This window comes from Acinetobacter indicus, from assembly GCF_009914475.1.
In the GTDB taxonomy this organism is placed as follows: domain Bacteria; phylum Pseudomonadota; class Gammaproteobacteria; order Pseudomonadales; family Moraxellaceae; genus Acinetobacter; species Acinetobacter indicus.
In genome coordinates, this window is sequence record NZ_CP045198.1 from 1,395,399 (window position 1) to 1,416,148 (window position 20,750).

Consider the following 20,750-nt stretch of genomic DNA (forward strand, 5'->3'; position numbering starts at 1 on the left):
TAAACCCTTAATATTAGTGTAATTTTCATTCTTTATAGTCAGCCTTAATTTATTTGGGGAATAAATTAAGGCATGATTCATTATCATAAAACACAGTTGGGCATTGACGCCCTGCAACAACGCCAGCTGCAATTGAATGCACGTCAACGCCGTCTTCTGGTGCTAATTGGAACCGAAGATTTCGAGCAATTGGGCGACCAGTTTAAACAGCGTATTGCCACGCCAGAATTAATTGAACAATTACTGGAGATGGGTTTAATCAGCTCTGCTGCGACCGAGCCAGCTGAAGCAGAAATTTTGGTGCCAGCTCAAGCCGAACCGCAAAGTGAAGCAGTCTCTATCCTACGTTCAGAAATTAAAACCACCTTAAATACGCCGGTGCCAAAACTGGTGGAAAAATGGGTCGAACATATTATTGCCCCGTCTTCAGCGGCCAAAGTGGCTGAAGCCGAACCCGCTCAGATTGCTCCAGAAATTCCAGTCCTGGAAATTGAAGTACCACCAGAAGTGGAACCAGAGCCAGAACCGCTGGTTGCCTTGAGCTTTGAAGACACCAAGCAATTAATGGCTAGCTTGTTACAGCGCTATTGTGGACTAATGGCCAAGCAGCTTATTCTCCGCATTCAGGCCGCACCAGATATTCGTAGCCTGAAACTGTGTCAAATGCAGTGGATCACCGAATTACAGGAATCGCGTTTGCCACCAAAAGAACTGAACCATGCTTTACAGCAAATTAACTTTTCGCTGCAGAGCCTGCAAAGTGCCTGAAGATTCATATAATTTTGCTTTGCTTTAAGTCTTTTTTCATCTAAGAATTTTCTTTATATGCGCTAAAAACCTTTATAAATAGCGGTTATTGTTCAGCTTTTAGAAAAATAATTAAAAATAAGCAATCCTTTCTTAAAACACTAAGACTTAAGACCAATAGTGAGATTGGCCACAGCACGGCATAACAACAGCTCTGTATTCTGTTGGGAATGAAGCATGTCTGCCCTGCACTACCTGCAATTTGAACCCTTTGATAATCCGATGCAACTCAGCAAAGTCGGAAACTGGGTCATCACCTTTTTAAGTCCTAAAGACGAACTCAAGCAGATTCAGCTGGCCATTACCCATGTCATTCCACGTCAGGTTTCTGCACAGTTACAGCCCCGCCGTATCATCATTCACAGCACCGAACATGAACAGCGCTGGCTGATTCAGGCGATTGAATGCTTCGACAGCACCCGCAATCAGGAAATCATCCTGAACGCTGCAGATGAAACCGCCCAACAGATGCTGCGCAGCATTTTACAGGAATTTCATAAATACGATGTTGATGTCAGCCTGATTTAAAGCGGTTAGAGTGAAATCATCACCTGTTTTGAAGTCCTTGAAGATCAAGCATCGCTTTTTACAACTTTATGCATGCAAAATGGGCACAAGTCTTTTAGAATCAGGTCACTTATAAATAAAGAGTAAAGACGTATGAGTCGGCATATTCCTAAGTCTGCGAACCTCACCGCCTTAACCATTTCTCATTTTTATCCGAGCTTGGATCAATGTTTACATGCCTTGTTTCATTATCATCAAGGCCCACAATTAACGCTTAAAAATGATCCGGTATCTTCGCAGCATGTCTGTGTACAACAACGTACACAAGGTCGTTTGAAAAAAGAAATCCGCTTAAATAAAACAGAAGTTGAGCAGGCCAATAAAAATCGTCTGGCGCTTTATCAACTGTTGGCGCATGTGCTGAATCAGTTTGAAACCGCTTAGGCCAGCTTAAAACAAGAAACTTAGCAAATGCTAAGTTTCTTTCTATTCAATAATTTTATAAATATTATTGCTCTTCTGGCTTTCAAAAAATAATTCAATACTTGGCAGGATAATTTCATCCTCGACAATAATATGGTCAATTTTCTTAAATAACGGCAATTCAGCTGTTTTGGCATTTTCAGCAATCTGACGCAGCTGTGCTTTGGCATCATAACGGTGCTGATACTGATCTTCTACTTTAATATCAATTAATTGGCTCATGGTTATTTCCTCTTATCATTGGTTTTCTTGAAGACAATTTGTTATAGCATAGCTGATTCAAGTTTGACTAAACAGAGTTGTTAATTTGTTTGACAATGTTAATTCTATGCTTTATTAGGTCATTACAATTAAAAATAAGTGATTGATTTTTATAGTTTAACATTTTATCCGGTTTTTCTTATTCTTAACAATTTGCTCAATGTGACGCTCAATTCATCATTATTTTAAGCAAGAAAAAGCTCGCATTGCTGCGAGCTTTTTTATGTTGGAAGGCTAGTGCTAGATCTATTGTTTGAACCGGAGTTACAAACTCAACAAGCTGTCATTGATCCGTCCAACTACATCGTAGCGTCTTTGTTTTGCGACCTACTGTAGGTTCACTATAGTCCCCTTCGGCTTGGATTGGCAAGCCTTCTAACATTTCTCAGCATTTGTATAGCAAAAAGACTATTGAACAAAACTTAATCAGGCTTATTATATTGCTGTCGTGAAGTTCAGCCTTATTTTTTCAGCGCATCTGCTCTCATTTTCACCCTGCTCTATCGCTAGATTGATAGCAAATAATCGCCGGCAACAGAATGAAACATAAGTCTTTTTCTAAATTCTGCGTTATCCGTTATAGTGGACTTGAGACATTAAATTAAAAAGAGGAATTGAAGATGCAAAAATTTATTATTCTGTTTGCATTCTGCCTGTTTGCAGTTTTAGGTCTAGGTTTTATCGTGTATCAATTCTTGAGCAACATGCCAAGCGTCGAGTACTGGATTATGCTGTTAATTCCAGCCTTCGCAGTTCCTATTTTAACGGCCCTGATTGTGTATCAGGAACCGAATCATCCATAATGAATAAGCTAGATACGACTCATTGATCCCCTATTTATCAAAAGGACGCTCAATTCAGCGTCCTTTTTCTGTGATTATTTTTCTTGGATTATGTCTAGCTTTACTTGAGTTGCACCGGATCTTCGCTGGTCGATTCAATGATGTAATCAATATTTTCAACCAGGTCTTTATTAAACAGCCTGACTTTTTCCCGCGCATTGGCATATTCGAAAAACAGACCCTCTACAATTGCTTTTTCACGCGATTCTGTCATGCCAATTTCATGATCATTCGGCACAAAATAGACTTCTTCAGGAATTAATTTAACGATATAACCCATTGTTCTGACTCTTATGGTGTTTTAATAATTTACCCTGCGATATTTATAGGCTGAAAAATCGCTTCCGGCTATGGCGAATTCATCCGACAGTTATGCTTATTTTTGATATGCCATCTCAACGTCAGTCATATAAAGAAAAAATATTTTAAAATCATATAGATTATTTAAATTTAGGTGCTTCTATATCTCACTAAACTGATCTGATGTAGTGACGAGATTTTTCTGATTAAACAGATTTTTTATTCAGCCTTTCTGTCCTCATGTAAAGCTTAAAGCGGATGTTTCTGTTTTGCCGGTGATGAGGCTGTAAAAACCTAAAAGTGATATTTTTTAATCAGAACAAAGATAAAAATACAAAGAAAATGCAGTCCTATGACTACTTTTTAACCACAGATAGAAAGGCAAACCAATAAGCATTGCCCTTCGATGATGGTTCAGCATTCGTTATTCAAGCCAGATTATGGAAAGGATTTTGGTTCAAAACTGAAGTAAAGAATTTTAAATGATTGAATCTTGGTAATTTTTATAGTTTTTTATTGATCAGAATTTGGTGCGCCCGGCGGGAATCGAACCCACGACCCCAAGCTTCGGAAACTTGTACTCTATCCAACTGAGCTACGAGCGCGCGTCGCACATCATAACAAAAAAATGCACAAGGTAAAGCAACTATATATAAGTTCTTTATTTTTATGCTTATGCTTTAAGCAATCGTTCCAAATATACGATGCAGAATTCCCGGTAGATTACTTGGTTTATTGGGCAATATCGCTCACAATAGCCTCTCCCTACACCATGCGAGATTTTCATGACTGATGCATTGACGTTAAGAGACTTGTCTAAAACCTATCGCAATGGGTTTCAGGCCTTAAAAGGTATCAATTTGACCGTACCTGAAGGTGAATTTTATGCGCTGCTGGGTCCCAACGGTGCAGGCAAATCTACAACGATCAGTATCATTAGCTCCTTAACCAAGAAAACCTCGGGCACCGTGGAAATTTTTGGCCACAATCTGGATACCCATCCCTCTCAAGCCAAACAGTGTCTGGGCGTGGTACCACAAGAGTTTAACTTTGGTCATTTTGAAAAAACCTTTGATATTCTGGTGACCCAGGCCGGTTATTACGGTATTCCCAAAAAAGTGGCGCAGCAGCGCGCCGAACTGTATTTAGAAAAACTGGGGCTGTGGGATAAACGTGCCACGCAAGCGCGAATGCTATCTGGCGGGATGAAACGCCGCTTGATGATTGCCCGCGCCATGATGCATGAACCGAAATTGCTGATTCTGGATGAACCGACCGCCGGGGTCGATATCGAACTGCGCCGCTCGATGTGGGATTTCCTGATTGAAATGAACAATAGTGGCACTTCCATTATTCTGACCACCCACTACCTGGAAGAAGCGGAAATGCTGTGCCGCCGGATTGCCATTATTGACCGCGGTGTGATTAAAGAAGACACCACCATGAAAGGCTTCCTGAACCAGCTGAATGAAGAAACCTTTATTTTCGATCTAGTTCAGCCGATTCAGCCCATTCATCTGGATATTATCGGGGTACGTTTTAATCTGGTCGATCCGCTGACCCTGGAAGTGACTATGGACAAGGCCCATACCGTGAATGAGCTGTTCCAGTTACTGGAATCACAAGGGGTACAGGTGCGCAGTATGCGCAACAAGGCCAATCGTCTTGAAGAATTATTTGTGAAGATGGTAGAGAAAAATCTTGCAGGAGTCGCGCAATGAACTTTAATCAATTAAGAGTTGCGCTGTATACGCTGGTTCATAAGGAAATCCGCCGTTTTATGCGGATCTGGCCACAAACCCTGTTACCACCGGCCATCACCATGAGTCTATATTTCGTGATTTTCGGTAATCTGGTCGGTTCACGTATTGGGGAAATGGGCGGCTTTAGCTATATGCAGTTTATTGTGCCCGGCCTGATCATGATGGCGGTCATTACCAACAGTTATGCCAACGTCTCCTCTAGTTTCTTTAGTGCCAAATTCCAGAAAAGCATTGAAGAACTGATCATGAGTCCGGTGCCATTACATGCCATTTTGTGGGGCTATGTGCTGGGTGGAGTATGTCGCGGCGTACTGGTCGGCATTATTGTGACCTTAATGAGCCTGTTTTTCACCGACCTATACATTACCAACTGGTTTGTGACTATTTATACCGTACTGATCACTTCATTATTACTGTCTTTAGGCGGTTTTATTAATGCCGTTTATGCCAAATCATTTGATGATATTTCCATTATTCCAACCTTTGTGCTAACACCGCTCACCTATTTAGGTGGTGTGTTCTATGCAATTAGTGCATTATCGCCGTTTTGGCAAAACCTTTCTTTAATTAACCCTGTAGTGTATATGGTCAACGCCTTCCGTTATGGCATTTTAGGACATAGCGATGTCAACGTGACCGTTTCCCTAGGCGTGATTACATTATGCTGTGCTGTGTTATATGGCATTGCCTATCATTTACTCTCCCGTGGTTCAGGAATGCGTGAATAATGAGCGTAGAAAATTCTTTATTGGGTAAAGACACTCAGTACCCTACAACTTATCAACCTGATGTGCTGTTTCCGATTGCGCGTGCTGAAGCGCGGGAAAAATATGCGCATGTGGCTGGTATTCAGCAAGGTAAAGACTGGTGGCATGTCTTTGAGATGTCCTGGTTAAATGCAGCCGGCGTTCCGCAAGTTGCTATTGGCCGGATTCACTTGCCTGCCACCTCACCAAATTTAATCGAGTCGAAATCTTTAAAGCTGTATTTCAACAGTTTGAACTTTAGCACCTTTGCTTCAACAGACGCGCTGATCAATACCGTCGAGCAGGATTTATCAGCCGCGGCACAGGCACAGGTCAATCTGGAACTGTTATCTGTCGATGATCTGGCAATTAGCCATCCTGAAGGCATATGTATTGATGACTTAAGCCCGACCCGACTGGAAAATCATCCGGATGCGTCCTTATTACAGCACGATGCCGAGCAAGACGAACAGGTCGAAGTGCAACTGTATTCACATTTACTGAGAAGTAACTGTCCGGTCACCAGTCAACCTGACTGGGGCACAGTTTTTATCCGCTATCAGGGTAAAAAACCTTGTTATCGCAGTATTTTGGCTTATATTATTTCTTACCGTCAGCATAACGGTTTTCATGAGCAATGTGTTGAACAGATGTTTGCCGACATCTGGCAAAACCTGAATCCTGAAAAACTGATGGTGTATGCCACCTATACACGTCGTGGCGGATTAGACATTAATCCATGTCGTGTATCGGATTTAACATGGATGCCTCGCCCTATTCGTTTAGCGCGACAATAAAAAAACATTGAGGTTAACAGATGCCATTTTTTGGTTTTATTCCTTCCGAGGAACTTTTAAATACCATTCAAACTGCGCAGCAGAAAAAAAATTCAAGCGAACCGCTGTATCCATTACGTGATAAAACAGCATTAATGATTAATGATGAAATCATTGATGCCATTTTAACCGAGCTTGTCCGCCGTTTCCCGCCAAGTGACAAACGCGATACTGCGGAAAAACTGGCCGGTTATGTCAAATCCACCGTAGCGGTGTTACTCAAGCAATTGTTGAGTAAAGCCCCGAACGATGTGGTCAAGCAATCAATTGAATTTTCTGAACGCAGCCTGTTTAAAGATGCAGACGGCAACACGCGTGTCGGTGAAAGTTTAGATGCCAGCCTGGTGACCAATCTAAAAAACACCTATGCCGAAATTAAAGCCGGCAATGACATTAACAAGTCTGCTTTGGCCGAGTTGTATAAACAGTTTGCTGAAGCTACTGTGCGTCATTTTATGAATGACTTTAATAAAACCCTCGATTTGGGCATGATCAAACGTAAAGCAGCTGATATTGGCTCAGCTGCGGTTATTAAAGCTGTACATATTGCGGTGGATAAAATTATTCCAAATCTGACCAAAGATGAACTGGTCGCGCTGGCGGAATATCACGACACCCTGTTTCATGCATAAGTAGAAACACCTTCAATAAACCTGACTCCGGTCAGGTTTTTTTATGCCACTTTTCCCGCAACATTTCTCTATAAAGGAGGGAGGATGAAGCCCCGGTTGAACTTTGTTACAAACAGCGCGCATTTTTTAGACAGGCTTTGTCACTTTTTGTATATGCGCTTGCCTGTAGCGCCAGAATGAATGTTATCTTAATTGCCTGTGTGAACTGTCTTTTTAAATCGACACTTTTGCTCAACCTGTTTTAATTTTTAAACACCATCTGCTTTTTGTCACTAAATTGATAATACATTGGGAAATTGAACCAATATGTTGAATCGTTATTTCTATAAAAAATTACAGCGTCTTTCTTTACTTGTTGGTGCTCTTTCCTTATCCAGTGTTGTTCAGGCCAATGACTTCCTCAGCCATCCGGACTATCCGAACTTTAAGCAAAAAACCATGCAGCAGTATGGGCTCAGTTCCGAGCAGATTGATCGTGCCATGAGCGGCGCCAAAAATCTGCCGAATATTATCAATATCATGAATCGTCCCGGTGAAAGCAAACCGTGGTATGCCTATAAAACCAATTTTCTGGCTGAAAGCACCATTCAACGCGGTGTGCGTTTCAAACAGCAATATGCCGATACCCTGAATCGTGCTGAACAGCAGTTTGGCGTGCCACAAGCGATTATTCTGGGGATTTTAGGTGTGGAAACCGGTTTTGGTTCCAATAAAGGCTCTTTTATTACCCGGGATGCGCTGGCCACTTTAGGTTTTGGTTATCCACGCCGGGCCGAATATTTCCAGAGTGAACTGTCTGCGCTAATTGCCTGGAGCTATAAAGATGGTGTTGCCACCCATTCTGTGGTCGGTTCCTATGCCGGTGCAATTGGCTATCCGCAGTTTATGCCAAGCAATATTCCTAAATTTGGCGTCGATTATGATGGCAACGGACATATTGATTTAAGAAATTCAGCAGTAGATGCGATTGGTTCGATTGCCAACTATTTGGCCCAACATGGCTGGCAGCGTAATCAGCCGATTGCATTCCCTGCCCGTTATAGCGGCTCAACTCCAGATGCCGTGATTGCCAAAGATCTAACCTTGCCTACCCCGTATGGTGTGCTGAAAAATCAGGGCATCAGTCCGCTGAATCCGATTGTGAAAATTGATGACCTCGATCTGGTCAATGTCATTCAATTACAAGAAAATTATGGTCCAATTTATTACATCACCTATCCAAACTTTCAGGTGATTACCACCTATAACCGCAGCCGTATGTATGCCACTGCACTCTGGTTATTGGGTACTGAAATTGTCAGTCGATAAGAACTTATTTTTACTCAAAAGTTACAAAGTCAAGATTTTTTTACGAGATTTTGCGCACAAAACCGGCTTTTCACATACATTGTTACAATATTGGTTATTATTTAACCAAAAGAGGTAAAGGTTTGGTATTTTTTGTCGTTATTTCCGTGTAAAGACTAGACACCTTTAGTAAACGATGAATATTATCCATTTCGTCAAATATGGTTGCAAAAGTGAAATAACAGGCATGATGTCTGCTATATCAACCACTTAGGGTTGATTCACGGCATCAAGCTGCAGGAGTTTTAAACATATGCATTCTTCAATTAAATATTTACTGGCGCTGTCGACGGTATTTACCTTAAGTCAGTCGCAAGCCGAAATGGTACAGTCATCATCGTTCAATAACGACAATGAAAGTTCTAGCCTGGCTGCCCGTGTGCTGAACAAAGAAGCACAAAGCTTTAATACTCACTTCTCTAATTTAAATAGCCTTTCAATTACAGAACGTTCTGGCGATAAAATCCGCCGCGAAACCATCGCTGCAAAAATTGAAATCCCAGAAGAAGAGCCTTCTGTCATTGAAAAGTTAAACACCGTAGCATCGAATACTGTTCGTAAGTTCAGCCAGACTGGTATGGCTTCCTGGTATGGTCGTCAGTTCCACGGTCGTAAAACTGCCAGCGGCGAAACATTCGACATGAACGCCATGACTGCAGCACACCGCAGCCTGCCACTGAACTGCTATATCCGTGTGACCAACAAGAACAATGGCAAAAGCGTAATCGTTAAGGTTAATGACCGTGGTCCATTCCATGGTAACCGTGTAGTTGACTTATCTTACGGTGCTGCGAAACGTTTAGGCATTACCAATGCCGGCGTAGCCAAAGTCAGCATTGAACGTGTAGATGGTCCAAACTCCTAATACCCGTTTAAGCTCCTGCACCATATGACCCAAAAGCCACCTCAGGTGGCTTTTTTAATGCCCAAATTCAGGGAAAGACGCTTACTTCCCTATCCATTTTTTGGATTTTAAATACGCTGATCTGGTCATCAAAGTGAATGATCTGTTCTAAAAATACAGATTTTCATTCATTTCCACGCTTAGCGTGCTTTTCATCCTTTTTGAATCCTTAGGTAGCTTTTTATTTTTTTCTGCGCTTAAAACGCATCCTATGCGCATTTAGCCCTATTCCTTTATACAGGAATTTCCCTATTTCCCTCATTTTGAGATTTTCAGGTATTTTTGCCGGCCAATTTTGACCGTTTTCTGTTTCTCGTTTATAGTGAGAACATTCTTGAAAACTCAGAAAAATAATGCAAAAGGAGTGCTGCATGAAAACAATTTCAGAATGGCTGGATGAATATAGCGAAAGTCATCAAAACAAGACCAATAAACTGATTCACTGGGTCTGTGTACCGACCATCTATTTTTCCATTATTGGCATCATTGCGCATTTCAGCGCCCTGCTTACTGCCCTGTTACTGGTGCTGGCCTTTATTTTTTATGCACGCCTGGATCTGGTACTGGCCGTAGCCATGGCAGCACTGACTCTGGTGATGGCCTGGTTAATCTGGATTTTACCGGTTGGTGTTGGTTTTTATATTGCGCTGTTTGTTTTTGCCTGGATTGGACAGTTCTATGGCCATAAGGTCGAAGGCAAAAAACCATCGTTCTTTAAAGATCTGCAATTCCTGCTGATTGGACCGCTCTGGTGTATGGATGCCTATTTAGGCAAGATTTTACCATCCTGGAAATCTCGCCAGCACACCACGCATCTGGATGTCCAAACCTAAAGACGCTTACACATCAGGAAGCATTTTGCTCCAGTGCTGGAGGGCTTATTGATAGATGCTTCCCTGATGCTTTAACCAGCCATCAACATGGCGTTTTTGCGGATCATGATGGGTCCAGTGAATCACGCCACCTTTGTCGGTATATTCATATTCACCAAAGAACTCGACAGTATCGCCTTTTTGCAGACGGTCGATGCGTGGAGCCAAATCAATATTGTGGGCAACCAGCAAGGTTTGCCCATTGCCAAGTTCCAGAATAAAACGCTGATGGCGCGAACCTTCATTGTCATCACTTAACAGAGCCACTACTGTACCAGTAGCTTGTACCTGTACATCATTTTTTCGTTGCTGAAAGGCTTGGGCAATTTTGGCGGTATCATCCTGAACGGGAGCTTGAAGTGTGGTTTCAGACTGCTGTTGAGTGAAGGTATTTGAACCGGAGTTTTGCGGTTGTAGGTCGATACCTAAATAAGCCGCAACCAGCAGCGCAATTACTGCGCCAATGCCCATATTGGTTTTCTTCGACATTGTTCTTCCTGTTGTTGTCTTGGTCATAAAAAAAGCCCCGAAACGGGGCTTTTTCGCAAAATAAATTATTTTGCAGCAGCTTGAGCAGCAGCAACTTCTTCTGCGAAGCTCATTTCTGCTTTCTTCTCAATACCTTCACCTACTTCGAAGCGAACGAATTGAGCAACAGTTGTGTTAGCAGCTTTCAATGCATCAGCAACTTTCTTCTCGTTGTCGATTACGTACATTTGACGCTCAAGAACAACTTCGTTCAGGTATTTTTCAACTGAACCAGTTACCATTTTTTCAACGATGTTCGCTGGCTTACCAGATTCGATTGCTTTTGCTTCAGCAATTTCTTTCTCTTTCGCGATCAGCTCAGCAGGAACCTGTTCAGCAGTTACTGCAACCGGGTTGAACGCAGCAACGTGCATTGCAATACCTTTACCAGTTTCAGCTTCACCTGTGTAAGCAACAACAACACCGATTTTCAGACCGTGTTTGTAAACTGCAAGGTTTTCACCTTCAATGATTTGCGCACGACGAACCTGGATGTTTTCACCAATTTTTTGAACAAGAGCAATACGCGCTTCTTCAACAGTTTGGCCATCTTCAAGTTTCAGTTCAGCAATTTTTGCAGCGTCAGTTTCGCCAGCAGCAAGTGCAGCAGCAGCAACTTTCGCAGAGAAGCCAGCAAAGTTTTCGTCTTTAGCAACGAAGTCAGTTTGGCAGTTTACTTCTAGAAGGATTGCTTTGTTACCTTCTTGAGCGATTGTGATCGCACCGTCAGCAGCAATGTTACCTGCTTTTTTAGCAGCTTTTGCTTGACCAGATTTACGAAGGTTGTCAATCGCTAATTCGATGTCACCACCCGCTTCTGTCAAAGCTTTTTTACATTCCATCATTGCTAAACCAGTACGGTCACGCAATTCTTTAACCATGCTTGCAGTAATAGCAGTCATGTGAATCTCCTAATTCGGTAGAAAATGAATTCTTTTTAGAACAGAAACGGCCCAGAGGATACTCATGGGCCGCCTGCATACATGACGCTTACTTTGCCACCATCACATGTCGCAAAAATGACAAGCTTGCGTCAAAAACGCATTAAGCCTCAGAAGCTGGAGCTTCTTCGCCTTTCGCTTGAGCATTTGCTTGGGTTTGAGCGTACTCTTTACCAGCAATGATCGCATCAGCCATAGCAGAAGCGTAAAGTGTTACTGCACGGATCGCATCGTCGTTACCCGGAATAACGTAGTCTACGTTGTCTGGGTTAGAGTTTGTATCAACGATACCGATTACAGGAATACCTAGGTTTTTCGCTTCTTTGATCGCGATTGCTTCGTGGTCAACGTCAATTACGAATAATGCGTCAGGTAAACCACCCATGTTTTTAACGCCGCCTAAAGCACGTTCAAGTTTTTCCATCTCACGGCTACGCTCTAAAGCTTCACGTTTAGTCAGCTTAGCGAAAGTACCGTCAGTGGATTGAGTTTGAAGATCTTTTAAACGGTTGATAGATTGGCGAAGTGTTTTCCAGTTCGTCAACATACCACCTAACCAACGGTGATCTACGTATGGTTGACCAGCGCGTTGAGCTTGTTCACGGATGATGTTAGAAGCAGCACGTTTAGTACCAACGAACAAAACTTTGTTCTTTTTGCTTGCTAATTGGTTAGCGAAGTTCAAAGCATCATTTAACGCAGGAACAGTGTGCTCAAGGTTGATGATGTGAATTTTGTTGCGCGCGCCAAAGATGTATTGACGCATTTTTGGGTTCCAGAAACGAGTTTGGTGACCAAAGTGCGCGCCAGCTTGTAGAAGGTCGCGCATGCTTACGTTGTAATCTGCCATTTTCTTTACCTTAAAGTTTGGGTTAGGCCTCCATATATCCGCATTCTCCACCCCAAAGGGCACCCAGAGTAATGTGACGATATATGTGCGGATTTTTGTTGCCCCATCGCACAATGCCCGCGAAATTTATTCACGAAAAAGCATTTGATAAAATGGGCGGCTATTTATACCATAGTCACATATAAATTTCCAAAAGTTTTTAGAGATCATGAACAGTACTTATCAAGCGCCTCGTCGATTAATTAAAACCGCAGATGAAATTGAGAAAATGCGGGTAGCGGGACGACTGGCAGCGGAAGTTTTGGATATGATCAAGCCACATATCAAACCGGGTGTAACCACACTTGAGCTTGATACGATTTGTCACGATTATATTGTCAATGTACAAAATGCCATTCCAGCCTGCCTGGGCTATGGTGCAGCCCCAGGTCGTCCGGCCTTCCAGCATACCATCTGTACTTCGGTAAACCACGTGGTGTGTCACGGTATTCCATCTGAAAACAAGACATTGAAAAAAGGCGATATCCTGAATATTGATGTCACAGTCATTAAAGATGGCTACCACGGCGATACCAACATGATGTATGTGGTGGGCGGCGAAACTTCTATTCTTGCCAACCGTCTATGCAAAGTAGCACAGGAAGCTATGTACCGCGGTATGGAAGTTGTAAAACCAGGTGCGACCATTGGTGATATTGGCCATGCCATTCAGAAATATGTCGAATCTGAGCGCTTTAGTGTGGTGCGCGAATATTGCGGTCATGGCATCGGTACCACTTTCCATGATGAACCACAAGTGCTGCATTATGGCCATCCAGATACCGGTATGATTTTAGAAGAAGGCATGACCTTTACCATTGAACCAATGGTAAACGCGGGTGTTTGGCAAACCAAATTACTGGGCGATAAATGGACTGTGGTGACCAAAGATCACAAACTTTCAGCGCAATATGAACACACTATTTTAGTGACTAAAGACGGTCTGGAAGTCCTGACTGCACGTCCTGAAGAAGACCTGTCACGTTTCCAGTCTTAAGCTGTCATTGGCGTAAAAACTAAAAAAATTGTCAGAAAGGTCACATTGATGTGGCCTTTTTTATCGCCTAAAACTTCAACTTAAAATAAATAAATCAAATACTTATATCAATATTCAGGTTTCATCCCTAAAAACCGTATTACCATTTCTAGCTACACAAGTCATAAATAAGTCACAGAGCAGCAAAGTTATTTCAAGAATGTTACAAATGTAATAAAACAATCTTCTTCAAAAACAACAGTCTTGCTTTATCTAACTATTAAATAATGGCCCTTATAAAAACGAGCAACAAATTGGACATGGAGTCCCTTATATGAAGAAGACCTTATTATTTGCCAGCACGCTGTTGGCCTTACCTGCTGTTTCTTATGCCTCACCGTATTTTAGCCTGCAAGATGGTGATGGTTTTAAACGTTTTTCTGTATCAGTGGGTGCTTTACATGTGATGCCACAAGGTAAAGCGCAGCCATTCAAAGTTAATACTGCTGCCTATGAAGGAATACAGTCTGACGTTGGAGAAATTTCATCGCAGGCAGTCATTGATAACCGCGTAGAAAATTCATCTGGTTTAGCGAATTGGTTAATTGATTTAATTAATGGCATCAATCCAGATAGTACCTTACCTGCGTTCATGAGCGGTACAGCACAAGTTTATGGCCTAGAGAACTGGACGAATCCAGGCACTGGATTAGAGGCTGATGATGTTACCACTTTAGGCATTATGACCAACTATTTTTTTACCGATAATATTTCGTTTGAAATGAAAGCTGGCATTCCACCTAAAGTAGACTTACAAGGTAAGGGAAAAATATATGCTCCATTCAGTGCTATAGCTTCCCCACTTGTGGGCTCCATTGAGTTAGACAATGATATTTTTATTACGGATTTAGAAGCACATGGCCCTGCCGCTTCAGCTCGGGCATGGACGCCTGCTTTTGAATTTCAGTATCACTTTGGCAAGACTGGCGTAAATAAATTCCGTCCTTATGTTGGCGTAGGCTTAATGTATGCTTATTTTAATGAACTGGAAATTAATCCACAGACTGAAAAAGACCTGATTGCTGCAGGACATATGATCGCTAATATTCTGGATAATAAAGCCGGAGCATCACTAGATGGGTCACCGAATGACAAAGCCAATCCTAAAGTCAAAGTTGAAGCAACAGATGCCTTTGCTCCAGTAATCACAGCAGGCTTTACTTATGACTTTAATGAAAAATGGTTTGCGGTTGGTTCGCTGTCCTATGCACATCTGCAAAATGACACCACCATTACCGTGACCGATGCCACACATGGCGAACTTATTCGTTCTAAGGCCGATATTGAAGTGAATCCGATTCTGGCCTATGCCGGTATTGGTATCCGTTTCTAGGCTTCAATTTTTTAGTCCATCATCAGGCAGCCTTTCGGGCTGTCTTTTTTGATGCAGCCATAAAAAAATTTTATCTTTTATTTAATTTTTATTCTATCGCCTCCCGCGCGGCAATCTACTAACATAAGCAGGTCTTTCCTGGCTGCCGGACTTTTTATGTCAGATACCCGTTTTTCCAAAGCCCTGATTTATATGCTGATGGGAAGTGCCATTATTCTGGCGCTGTCATTGGGGGTACGACATGCCTTTGGCCTGTATCTGGTGCCAATGAGCCATGAATTTGGCTGGGGGCACAATGTCTTTAGTCTGGCCATTGCCATGCAAAACCTGATCTGGGGTGCGGTACAACCAGTTACCGGCGCCTTTGCCGACAAATATGGCAGTAAAATTGTGGTCGCCGTTGGTGGTGCCTTATATGCACTGGGTTTATTGCTGATGGCGGTCAGCTCGACTGGCTGGCTGCTGAATTTAAGTGCCGGTTTAATTTTAGGTCTGGCGCTCTCTGCCACCTCTTTTCCGATTTTACTGTCTGCAGTTGGCCGGGCTGCACATCCTTCAAAACGTAGTCTGGCGATGGGAATTGCCAGTGCGGCAGGTTCTTTCGGTCAGTTTATTATGCTGCCGACCACACTGCTGTTATTGCAGAATTTAGGCTGGAAAGGTGCACTGGTGGTTAGCGCCATTCTAATGACCTTGCTAATTCCTTTGGCATGGACTTTAAAAGCACCGATGTATACCGACCCGAATGCAGCGACCACCAAACCGCAGCCGGCGTTAACATTTAAGCAGATTCTGGTGATTGCCAAAAACCACAAGCCATTCTGGTTTTTATCTTTGGGCTTTTTTGTCTGCGGCTTTCAGGTGGTGTTTATTGGTATTCATTTGCCGGGTTATTTAATTGATCATGGGTTTAATGCCACCACTGGTACCATCTTCCTGGCTTTAGTCGGTTTATTCAATATTGTCGGCACCTATACGGCTGGCTGGCTGGGCGGCCAATATTCCAAACCGCATTTACTGATGTGGCTGTATGGCTTGCGTGGTCTTGCCATTATCGCCTTTTTACTGTTACCGCTCAGTACTTGGACAATTTATGGCTTTGGTGTCATTATGGGACTGTTATGGTTATCGACCGTGCCACTGACCAATGGCATTGTAGCCAATATGTTCGGGGTGAAATATCTGACCATGCTCAGTGGAATTGTATTCTTCACCCATCAGGTTGGTTCGTTCCTCGGTGGCTGGCTGGGTGGCCTGAACCATGACTTAACCGGTAACTATAATGCCATCTGGATGTTCTCGATTGCGCTAAGTGCTTTTGGCGTCTGGGTACATTTCTTTGTGAATGAACAGGCGGTGGTGCATGACTAATTCAATGTCGCTGTTAAAAATTCTGATTGGCCTGTGCATCATCAGCTTTTTTATTTTATCGCTGCTGTTATGGATGAAAACCCCGCAGCTGTTTGAATACTTTAATCAGGCGTTTTGTGCACATTAATGTTTAAAAAACCGCAGCATCAACAGCAAATTCAGTTATTTGGTTTGCTGTTTTAATTAAAAGAATATAAATCATATATTTAATTATTTTTATAGCCTTTTCATAAGTTTAGAATTTCTTCTGATTTTATTTGGCCTGCGGTTTTTTCTAAATTTTCTTGAGGCAATAACACTGAGAGAAAAATTTAAACATGACCAGTCTGACCCCACTTTCCCAAGCCATTCACCATGCACCGCGCTGGCATCAGGCCAATCAATTTCAGGACGGCAGCGAAATCCGTATTGTTCCACACACTGACCAAGCTCTTGGTGCGGTGGTGTATGGATTAGATGCGCGCAAGGCTCAATCGGGTGAAACCATTTTCCGGCTGAAACAGGCCTTGGCAGAACATTTAGTTTTAATTTTCAAACAGCAACAGCTGGATGATTTACAGTATCTGGCCTTTGCCACCTATTTCGGTTCAATTTTCCGTCCCGCTGCCGACACGCCTGTACTGGCCGCGCAGGATGATAGCGGTGTACCACCCGATATCGTGCCTGTTTCCAATGCAGTAGGACAAGGCGATTATACTGGTCATGGTGAATTAAGCCCGCATGCCGATCATCAATGGACACCGCTGCCCTCCTTTGGCTCTTTGCTCTATGCTATTGAACTGCCACAAAATGGTGGCCAGACCAGCTGGATTAATACCATCAAAGCTTATAATGCCCTAGATGCCGACATTCAGGCACATATCGACCAGCTACAATTAATTACTTACAACCCTTTTGTTCGCCGGCAGAAAACCCAAGCCTCGTCGCAAGACGGCGTTTATGGCAACAGTCCGCTGTATCGCTTTAAAGATCAACCGGTTTTAAGCCATGCCTATCCACATCCTTTGGTGCGCACCCATCCAGAATCCGGGCGTAAAGCTTTGTGGCTCAATACCCATACCGAAGTGGAACTGGAAAACTATGACGATCAGGCTGGTAGCGAACTGATTACCCAGTTACGTGCCCATCTGCTTCAATCAGAATTTGCCTATGAGCATCAGTGGGAAGTCGGTGATATTGTGTTCTGGGATAATCAGGCCACCCTGCATTCCCGCCGTCCATTTCCGGCCGAACAGCGCCGTCTGTTAAAACGTATCAGCCTTGCCGGAAGCCGACCTTTTTAAGCAGGAACTGAACTAGAGATACTGAATATGCACCCGTGTTCAGGACTTTGACTGCAGGATATTTATCCTTTTCATCCAACCATAAAAAAACCCGCAAACTGTGTTTACGGGTTTTTCAGTATGAGCAACCGCTTAGAACAGACGGTTCATACCATTTAAGGTCGCCACACGATACGCTTCTGCCATCGTTGGATAGTTAAATGTGGTTTCTACAAAATACTTGATGGTATTGTTCGGGCTGTTCATTACCGCCTGACCAATGTGAATAATTTCTGCCGCGTTATTCCCGAAGCAATGTACACCCAATACTTCTAAAGTTTCACGGTGGAACAGAATTTTCAGTTCACCAACCGTATCACCGGTAATTTGCGCACGTGCCAGATGACGGAAAGAAGCCTGACCCACTTCGTACGGAATTTTTTCTTCAGTCAGTTCCTGCTCGGTCTTACCAATTGAAGAAATTTCCGGAATGGTATAAATACCGGTTGGAATATCAGTCACCGGTGCCACATTTTCTTCGCCACTCATGTTGGCCCCTGCACAGCGACCCTGGTCATAGGCAGCAGACGCCAGAGATGGCCAGCCAATCACGTCACCAGCAGCGAAAATATTTTCTACTTCAGTCTGATATTGCTCATTTACCGTCAGCTGACCGCGGCTGTTTGGTTTTAAGCCAACATTTTCCAGGCCTAAACCATCGGTATTGCCTGAACGGCCGTTACACCACAAGATGGCATCGGCTTTGATTTTCTTGCCACTTTGCAAATGCAGTACCACGTGATCATCAAAGGTTTCTAAATGATCAATCTGCTCATTGTGACGAATCAACACACCCTGTTCACGCAAGTGATAGGACAAGGCATCGGAGATTTCATCATCCAGATAGCTGAGCAATTTATGCTGGGTGTTAATCAGGTCGACTTTATGGTCCAGACCAATGAAGATCGAGGCATATTCACAGCCAATGACACCGGCACCATAAATGATGATTTTCTGAATCGAGAAATCCAGATCCAGAATCTTGTCTGAATCGAATACACGTGGATGGTTAAAGTCTAAAATTTCCGGACGATACGGACGCGAACCGGTTGCAATCACCAGCTGCTTAAAAATCAGGGTTTCCTTAATGCCTTCCGGACTGAATACCAGCACGGTATTTTTGTCCTGCACATAAGCACGACCGTGATAGATATCAATTTTATTGCGGTCATAGAAGCGCGAGTGGGTATCGACCTGCTGCTGAATCACTTTATGTGCATTACGCAGCACCTGTTTCATGGTGAACTGTTTCCAGTCGCCCACTTTCTGGAACATCGGATCACGCTGGTAACGGATAATACTGGATACCGTCTGACGCAGCGCCTTACTTGGGATTGTGCCCACGTGAGTACAGTTACCGCCGAGTTGCTCACGCATATCCACCACAGCAACACGCATGCCTGATTTGGCAAGTTTCATTGCTGCGCCTTCACCTGCAGGACCAGAACCTAGGACCACCGCATCATATTTAACGAAAGTTCCGGCAACCACCTCTTTTTTACGTGGCATTCAACGCTCCTTAAACTAATCTATTCTGTTTATATCTCATATGCATATTATGACTGAAAACATCATGATTTTCTGTATTTACCTAGCATATATTGCGTGATAGCCACATTTTTTAAATGAATATCGTTTTTTTCCTATTTGCACCCAAGTCCGTTATAATGGAGGCGCTATTTTTCGAATATCTCCCCCGTCAAAACAGTGGAAAAGTTGAATATGTCTGAAAACCGTAAACCAGAACAGGGTGTTAAACTTCGTGGCGCAGAAAAGGTCGCTCGTATTCCTGTAAAAGTTGTGCCTACGGTTGAAACGCCGCGCAAACCGGACTGGATTCGGGTCAAGATGGCGGCGCCAGAAGAAGTTCAACGGATCAAATCGACACTGCGTCAGCAAAAACTGCATACCGTTTGCGAAGAAGCAGCCTGTCCGAACCTGCCAGAATGTTTTGGTGGTGGTACTGCAACCTTTATGATTATGGGTGATATTTGTACCCGTCGCTGTCCGTTCTGTGACGTTGCCCATGGTCGTCCGAATGCACTTGATCCGGATGAGCCGCGTCATATGGCAGAAACCATTGCCAACTTGGGCCTGAAATATGCGGTCATTACCTCGGTAGACCGTGATGACCTGCTTGATGGCGGTGCACAGCATTTTGTTGACTGTATTAAAGAAGCCCGTGCCTTAAGTCCGAATACCCTGCTGGAAATTCTGGTTCCGGATTTCCGTGGCCGTATGGATATTGCGCTGCGCATTATGACTGAATGTCCGCCAGATGTGTTTAACCACAATATTGAAACCGTGCCACGTTTATATAAAGCCATGCGTCCGGGTTCAGACTATCAGCACTCTTTAAACCTGCTGAAAATGTTTAAAGAATATTGCCCGGAAATTCCAACCAAGTGTGGCCTGATGGTGGGTATTGGTGAAACTGAAGAAGAAGTGATTTCATTATTGGATGATCTGAGAGCACATGATGTAGATTATGTGACCATTGGCCAATATTTACAGCCATCAAAACAGCACGCACCAATTGACCGCTTTGTAACACCAGAAGAATTTGAGCGTTATGCAGAACATGGCCGCAAACTGGGCTTTAAAAATATCTGGTCTGCACCAATGGTGCGTTCAAGTTATTTTGCAGACCGTCAATACTACGGCGAGCCAGTTCCAGCAGTACGTCGCAAGACTGATCCTGCCAAGAAAATTAGTGTACAAACCATCGAAGCATAAGCTGAGAAAACAAGGCCCCGGATTCGGGGCTTTTTTACAAGGTCATCTTTTACTTAAATTTTTACATCGTCCTCGGATCAGAATTTTTAGCCCAGAGAGATCATCTATTTCCTCTTAGACCCAAAGACGGCTCGTCTTTAAAAAAATACCCTATTCAAATCAGAAATAAATTTCTATCCTTCTTTGACCTAGCTGCTAAACCCTTACTTATCTTCACATTTCGTTGCGCGTTTTTACTTGAATGGTGATCATTTTTCAACCAATCTTCATCCATAGAGTTTGTTTTTAGCAATC

At 43.1% G+C, this 20,750-nt stretch carries 23 protein-coding genes and 1 tRNA gene; 17 read left to right on the forward strand and 7 right to left on the reverse strand.

All coding sequences use genetic code 11. The features are described 5' to 3' along the window. The first annotated feature begins 72 nt into the window (after window positions 1-72). The 3 genes from GA693_RS07125 to GA693_RS07135 all read left to right on the forward strand — a co-directional run bounded on the left by GA693_RS07125 (window position 73) and on the right by GA693_RS07135 (window position 1,758). Window positions 73-768, forward strand: coding sequence for a hypothetical protein (locus GA693_RS07125; protein ID WP_160241166.1), 696 nt, complete (start codon window positions 73-75; stop codon window positions 766-768). A 216-nt stretch (window positions 769-984) separates the two neighbouring features. Then, window positions 985-1,335 carry a hypothetical protein gene (locus GA693_RS07130; protein WP_016659196.1) on the forward strand — a complete coding sequence of 117 codons (351 nt, stop codon included), beginning with the start codon at window positions 985-987 and terminating at the stop codon, window positions 1,333-1,335. A 132-nt stretch (window positions 1,336-1,467) separates the two neighbouring features. Continuing rightward, a complete protein-coding gene (locus GA693_RS07135) occupies window positions 1,468-1,758 on the forward strand; it encodes a hypothetical protein (RefSeq protein ID WP_005179099.1) in 291 nt (96 codons plus the stop codon). A gap of 42 nt (window positions 1,759-1,800) precedes the next feature. Here GA693_RS07135 and GA693_RS07140 read toward each other — a convergent pair whose 3' ends face one another. Further along, on the reverse strand, window positions 1,801-2,019 hold the full coding sequence (locus tag GA693_RS07140) for a hypothetical protein (protein WP_005179101.1): 219 nt from the start codon (window positions 2,017-2,019) through the stop codon (window positions 1,801-1,803). Window positions 2,020-2,678: 659 nt separating this feature from the next. Between GA693_RS07140 and GA693_RS07145 the strand changes: the two genes are divergently transcribed. Further along, on the forward strand, window positions 2,679-2,861 hold the full coding sequence (locus GA693_RS07145) for a hypothetical protein (protein WP_005179103.1): 183 nt from the start codon (window positions 2,679-2,681) through the stop codon (window positions 2,859-2,861). Between the two features lie 100 nt (window positions 2,862-2,961). Here GA693_RS07145 and GA693_RS07150 read toward each other — a convergent pair whose 3' ends face one another. Then, entirely contained in the window at window positions 2,962-3,180 is a 219-nt protein-coding gene (locus tag GA693_RS07150; RefSeq protein ID WP_160241165.1) for a hypothetical protein, read from the reverse strand. Between the two features lie 548 nt (window positions 3,181-3,728). Further along, window positions 3,729-3,805: transfer RNA gene (locus tag GA693_RS07155), tRNA-Arg, on the reverse strand. A 180-nt stretch (window positions 3,806-3,985) separates the two neighbouring features. Between GA693_RS07155 and GA693_RS07160 the strand changes: the two genes are divergently transcribed. From GA693_RS07160 to GA693_RS07190, 7 genes are all read left to right on the forward strand, one after another. Beyond that, window positions 3,986-4,921, forward strand: a complete 936-nt coding sequence (locus GA693_RS07160) for an ABC transporter ATP-binding protein (protein WP_005179107.1) — start codon at window positions 3,986-3,988, stop codon at window positions 4,919-4,921. Further along, entirely contained in the window at window positions 4,918-5,691 is a 774-nt protein-coding gene (locus GA693_RS07165; protein ID WP_005179108.1) for an ABC transporter permease, read from the forward strand. Before GA693_RS07160 ends, GA693_RS07165 begins: the two co-directional genes overlap by 4 nt. Further along, entirely contained in the window at window positions 5,691-6,506 is an 816-nt protein-coding gene (queF, locus tag GA693_RS07170) for an NADPH-dependent 7-cyano-7-deazaguanine reductase QueF (protein WP_160241164.1), read from the forward strand. The genes GA693_RS07165 and queF overlap by 1 nt, the downstream gene beginning before the upstream one ends. Window positions 6,507-6,526: 20 nt before the next feature. Next, window positions 6,527-7,177 carry a hypothetical protein gene (locus GA693_RS07175; RefSeq protein WP_045795622.1) on the forward strand — a complete coding sequence of 217 codons (651 nt, stop codon included), beginning with the start codon at window positions 6,527-6,529 and terminating at the stop codon, window positions 7,175-7,177. A 306-nt stretch (window positions 7,178-7,483) separates the two neighbouring features. Next, the gene (gene mltB, locus GA693_RS07180; protein ID WP_005179112.1) at window positions 7,484-8,485 is read left to right on the forward strand and encodes a lytic murein transglycosylase B; all 1,002 of its coding nucleotides are present in this window, start codon (window positions 7,484-7,486) and stop codon (window positions 8,483-8,485) included. 292 nt (window positions 8,486-8,777) lie between these two features. Then, entirely contained in the window at window positions 8,778-9,389 is a 612-nt protein-coding gene (locus GA693_RS07185) for a septal ring lytic transglycosylase RlpA family protein (protein WP_005179113.1), read from the forward strand. Between the two features lie 410 nt (window positions 9,390-9,799). Continuing rightward, window positions 9,800-10,261: an Mpo1 family 2-hydroxy fatty acid dioxygenase gene (locus tag GA693_RS07190; protein ID WP_016659199.1), complete on the forward strand. Its 462-nt coding sequence runs from the start codon at window positions 9,800-9,802 to the stop codon at window positions 10,259-10,261. Between the two features lie 45 nt (window positions 10,262-10,306). Here GA693_RS07190 and GA693_RS07195 read toward each other — a convergent pair whose 3' ends face one another. The 3 genes from GA693_RS07195 to rpsB form a co-directional block, all read right to left on the reverse strand. After that, complete coding sequence (locus tag GA693_RS07195; RefSeq protein ID WP_075175261.1) at window positions 10,307-10,789, reverse strand: DUF3465 domain-containing protein; 483 nt, start codon at window positions 10,787-10,789, stop codon at window positions 10,307-10,309. Window positions 10,790-10,854: 65 nt separating this feature from the next. Then, window positions 10,855-11,730, reverse strand: a complete 876-nt coding sequence (gene tsf, locus GA693_RS07200; RefSeq protein ID WP_005179118.1) for a translation elongation factor Ts — start codon at window positions 11,728-11,730, stop codon at window positions 10,855-10,857. A gap of 142 nt (window positions 11,731-11,872) precedes the next feature. Next, entirely contained in the window at window positions 11,873-12,619 is a 747-nt protein-coding gene (gene rpsB / locus GA693_RS07205; protein ID WP_005179120.1) for a 30S ribosomal protein S2, read from the reverse strand. A gap of 208 nt (window positions 12,620-12,827) precedes the next feature. Here rpsB and map point away from each other — a divergent pair, with 208 nt between their 5' ends. The 5 genes from map to GA693_RS07225 all read left to right on the forward strand — a co-directional run bounded on the left by map (window position 12,828) and on the right by GA693_RS07225 (window position 17,681). Continuing rightward, a complete protein-coding gene (gene map / locus GA693_RS07210) occupies window positions 12,828-13,655 on the forward strand; it encodes a type I methionyl aminopeptidase (protein ID WP_016659201.1) in 828 nt (275 codons plus the stop codon). 313 nt (window positions 13,656-13,968) lie between these two features. Beyond that, the gene (locus GA693_RS07215) at window positions 13,969-15,027 is read left to right on the forward strand and encodes an OmpW/AlkL family protein (protein ID WP_104473685.1); all 1,059 of its coding nucleotides are present in this window, start codon (window positions 13,969-13,971) and stop codon (window positions 15,025-15,027) included. 156 nt (window positions 15,028-15,183) lie between these two features. Beyond that, on the forward strand, window positions 15,184-16,398 hold the full coding sequence (locus GA693_RS07220; RefSeq protein WP_160241163.1) for an MFS transporter: 1,215 nt from the start codon (window positions 15,184-15,186) through the stop codon (window positions 16,396-16,398). Continuing rightward, entirely contained in the window at window positions 16,391-16,525 is a 135-nt protein-coding gene (locus GA693_RS14950; RefSeq protein ID WP_005179131.1) for a hypothetical protein, read from the forward strand. Before GA693_RS07220 ends, GA693_RS14950 begins: the two co-directional genes overlap by 8 nt. Window positions 16,526-16,715: 190 nt before the next feature. Further along, complete coding sequence (locus tag GA693_RS07225; protein WP_160241162.1) at window positions 16,716-17,681, forward strand: TauD/TfdA dioxygenase family protein; 966 nt, start codon at window positions 16,716-16,718, stop codon at window positions 17,679-17,681. A gap of 132 nt (window positions 17,682-17,813) precedes the next feature. Here GA693_RS07225 and sthA read toward each other — a convergent pair whose 3' ends face one another. Continuing rightward, window positions 17,814-19,229, reverse strand: coding sequence for a Si-specific NAD(P)(+) transhydrogenase (sthA, locus tag GA693_RS07230; protein WP_005179136.1), 1,416 nt, complete (start codon window positions 19,227-19,229; stop codon window positions 17,814-17,816). A 213-nt stretch (window positions 19,230-19,442) separates the two neighbouring features. Between sthA and lipA the strand changes: the two genes are divergently transcribed. After that, entirely contained in the window at window positions 19,443-20,456 is a 1,014-nt protein-coding gene (lipA, locus tag GA693_RS07235; RefSeq protein WP_005179140.1) for a lipoyl synthase, read from the forward strand. The last annotated feature ends 294 nt before the right edge of the window (window positions 20,457-20,750 follow it).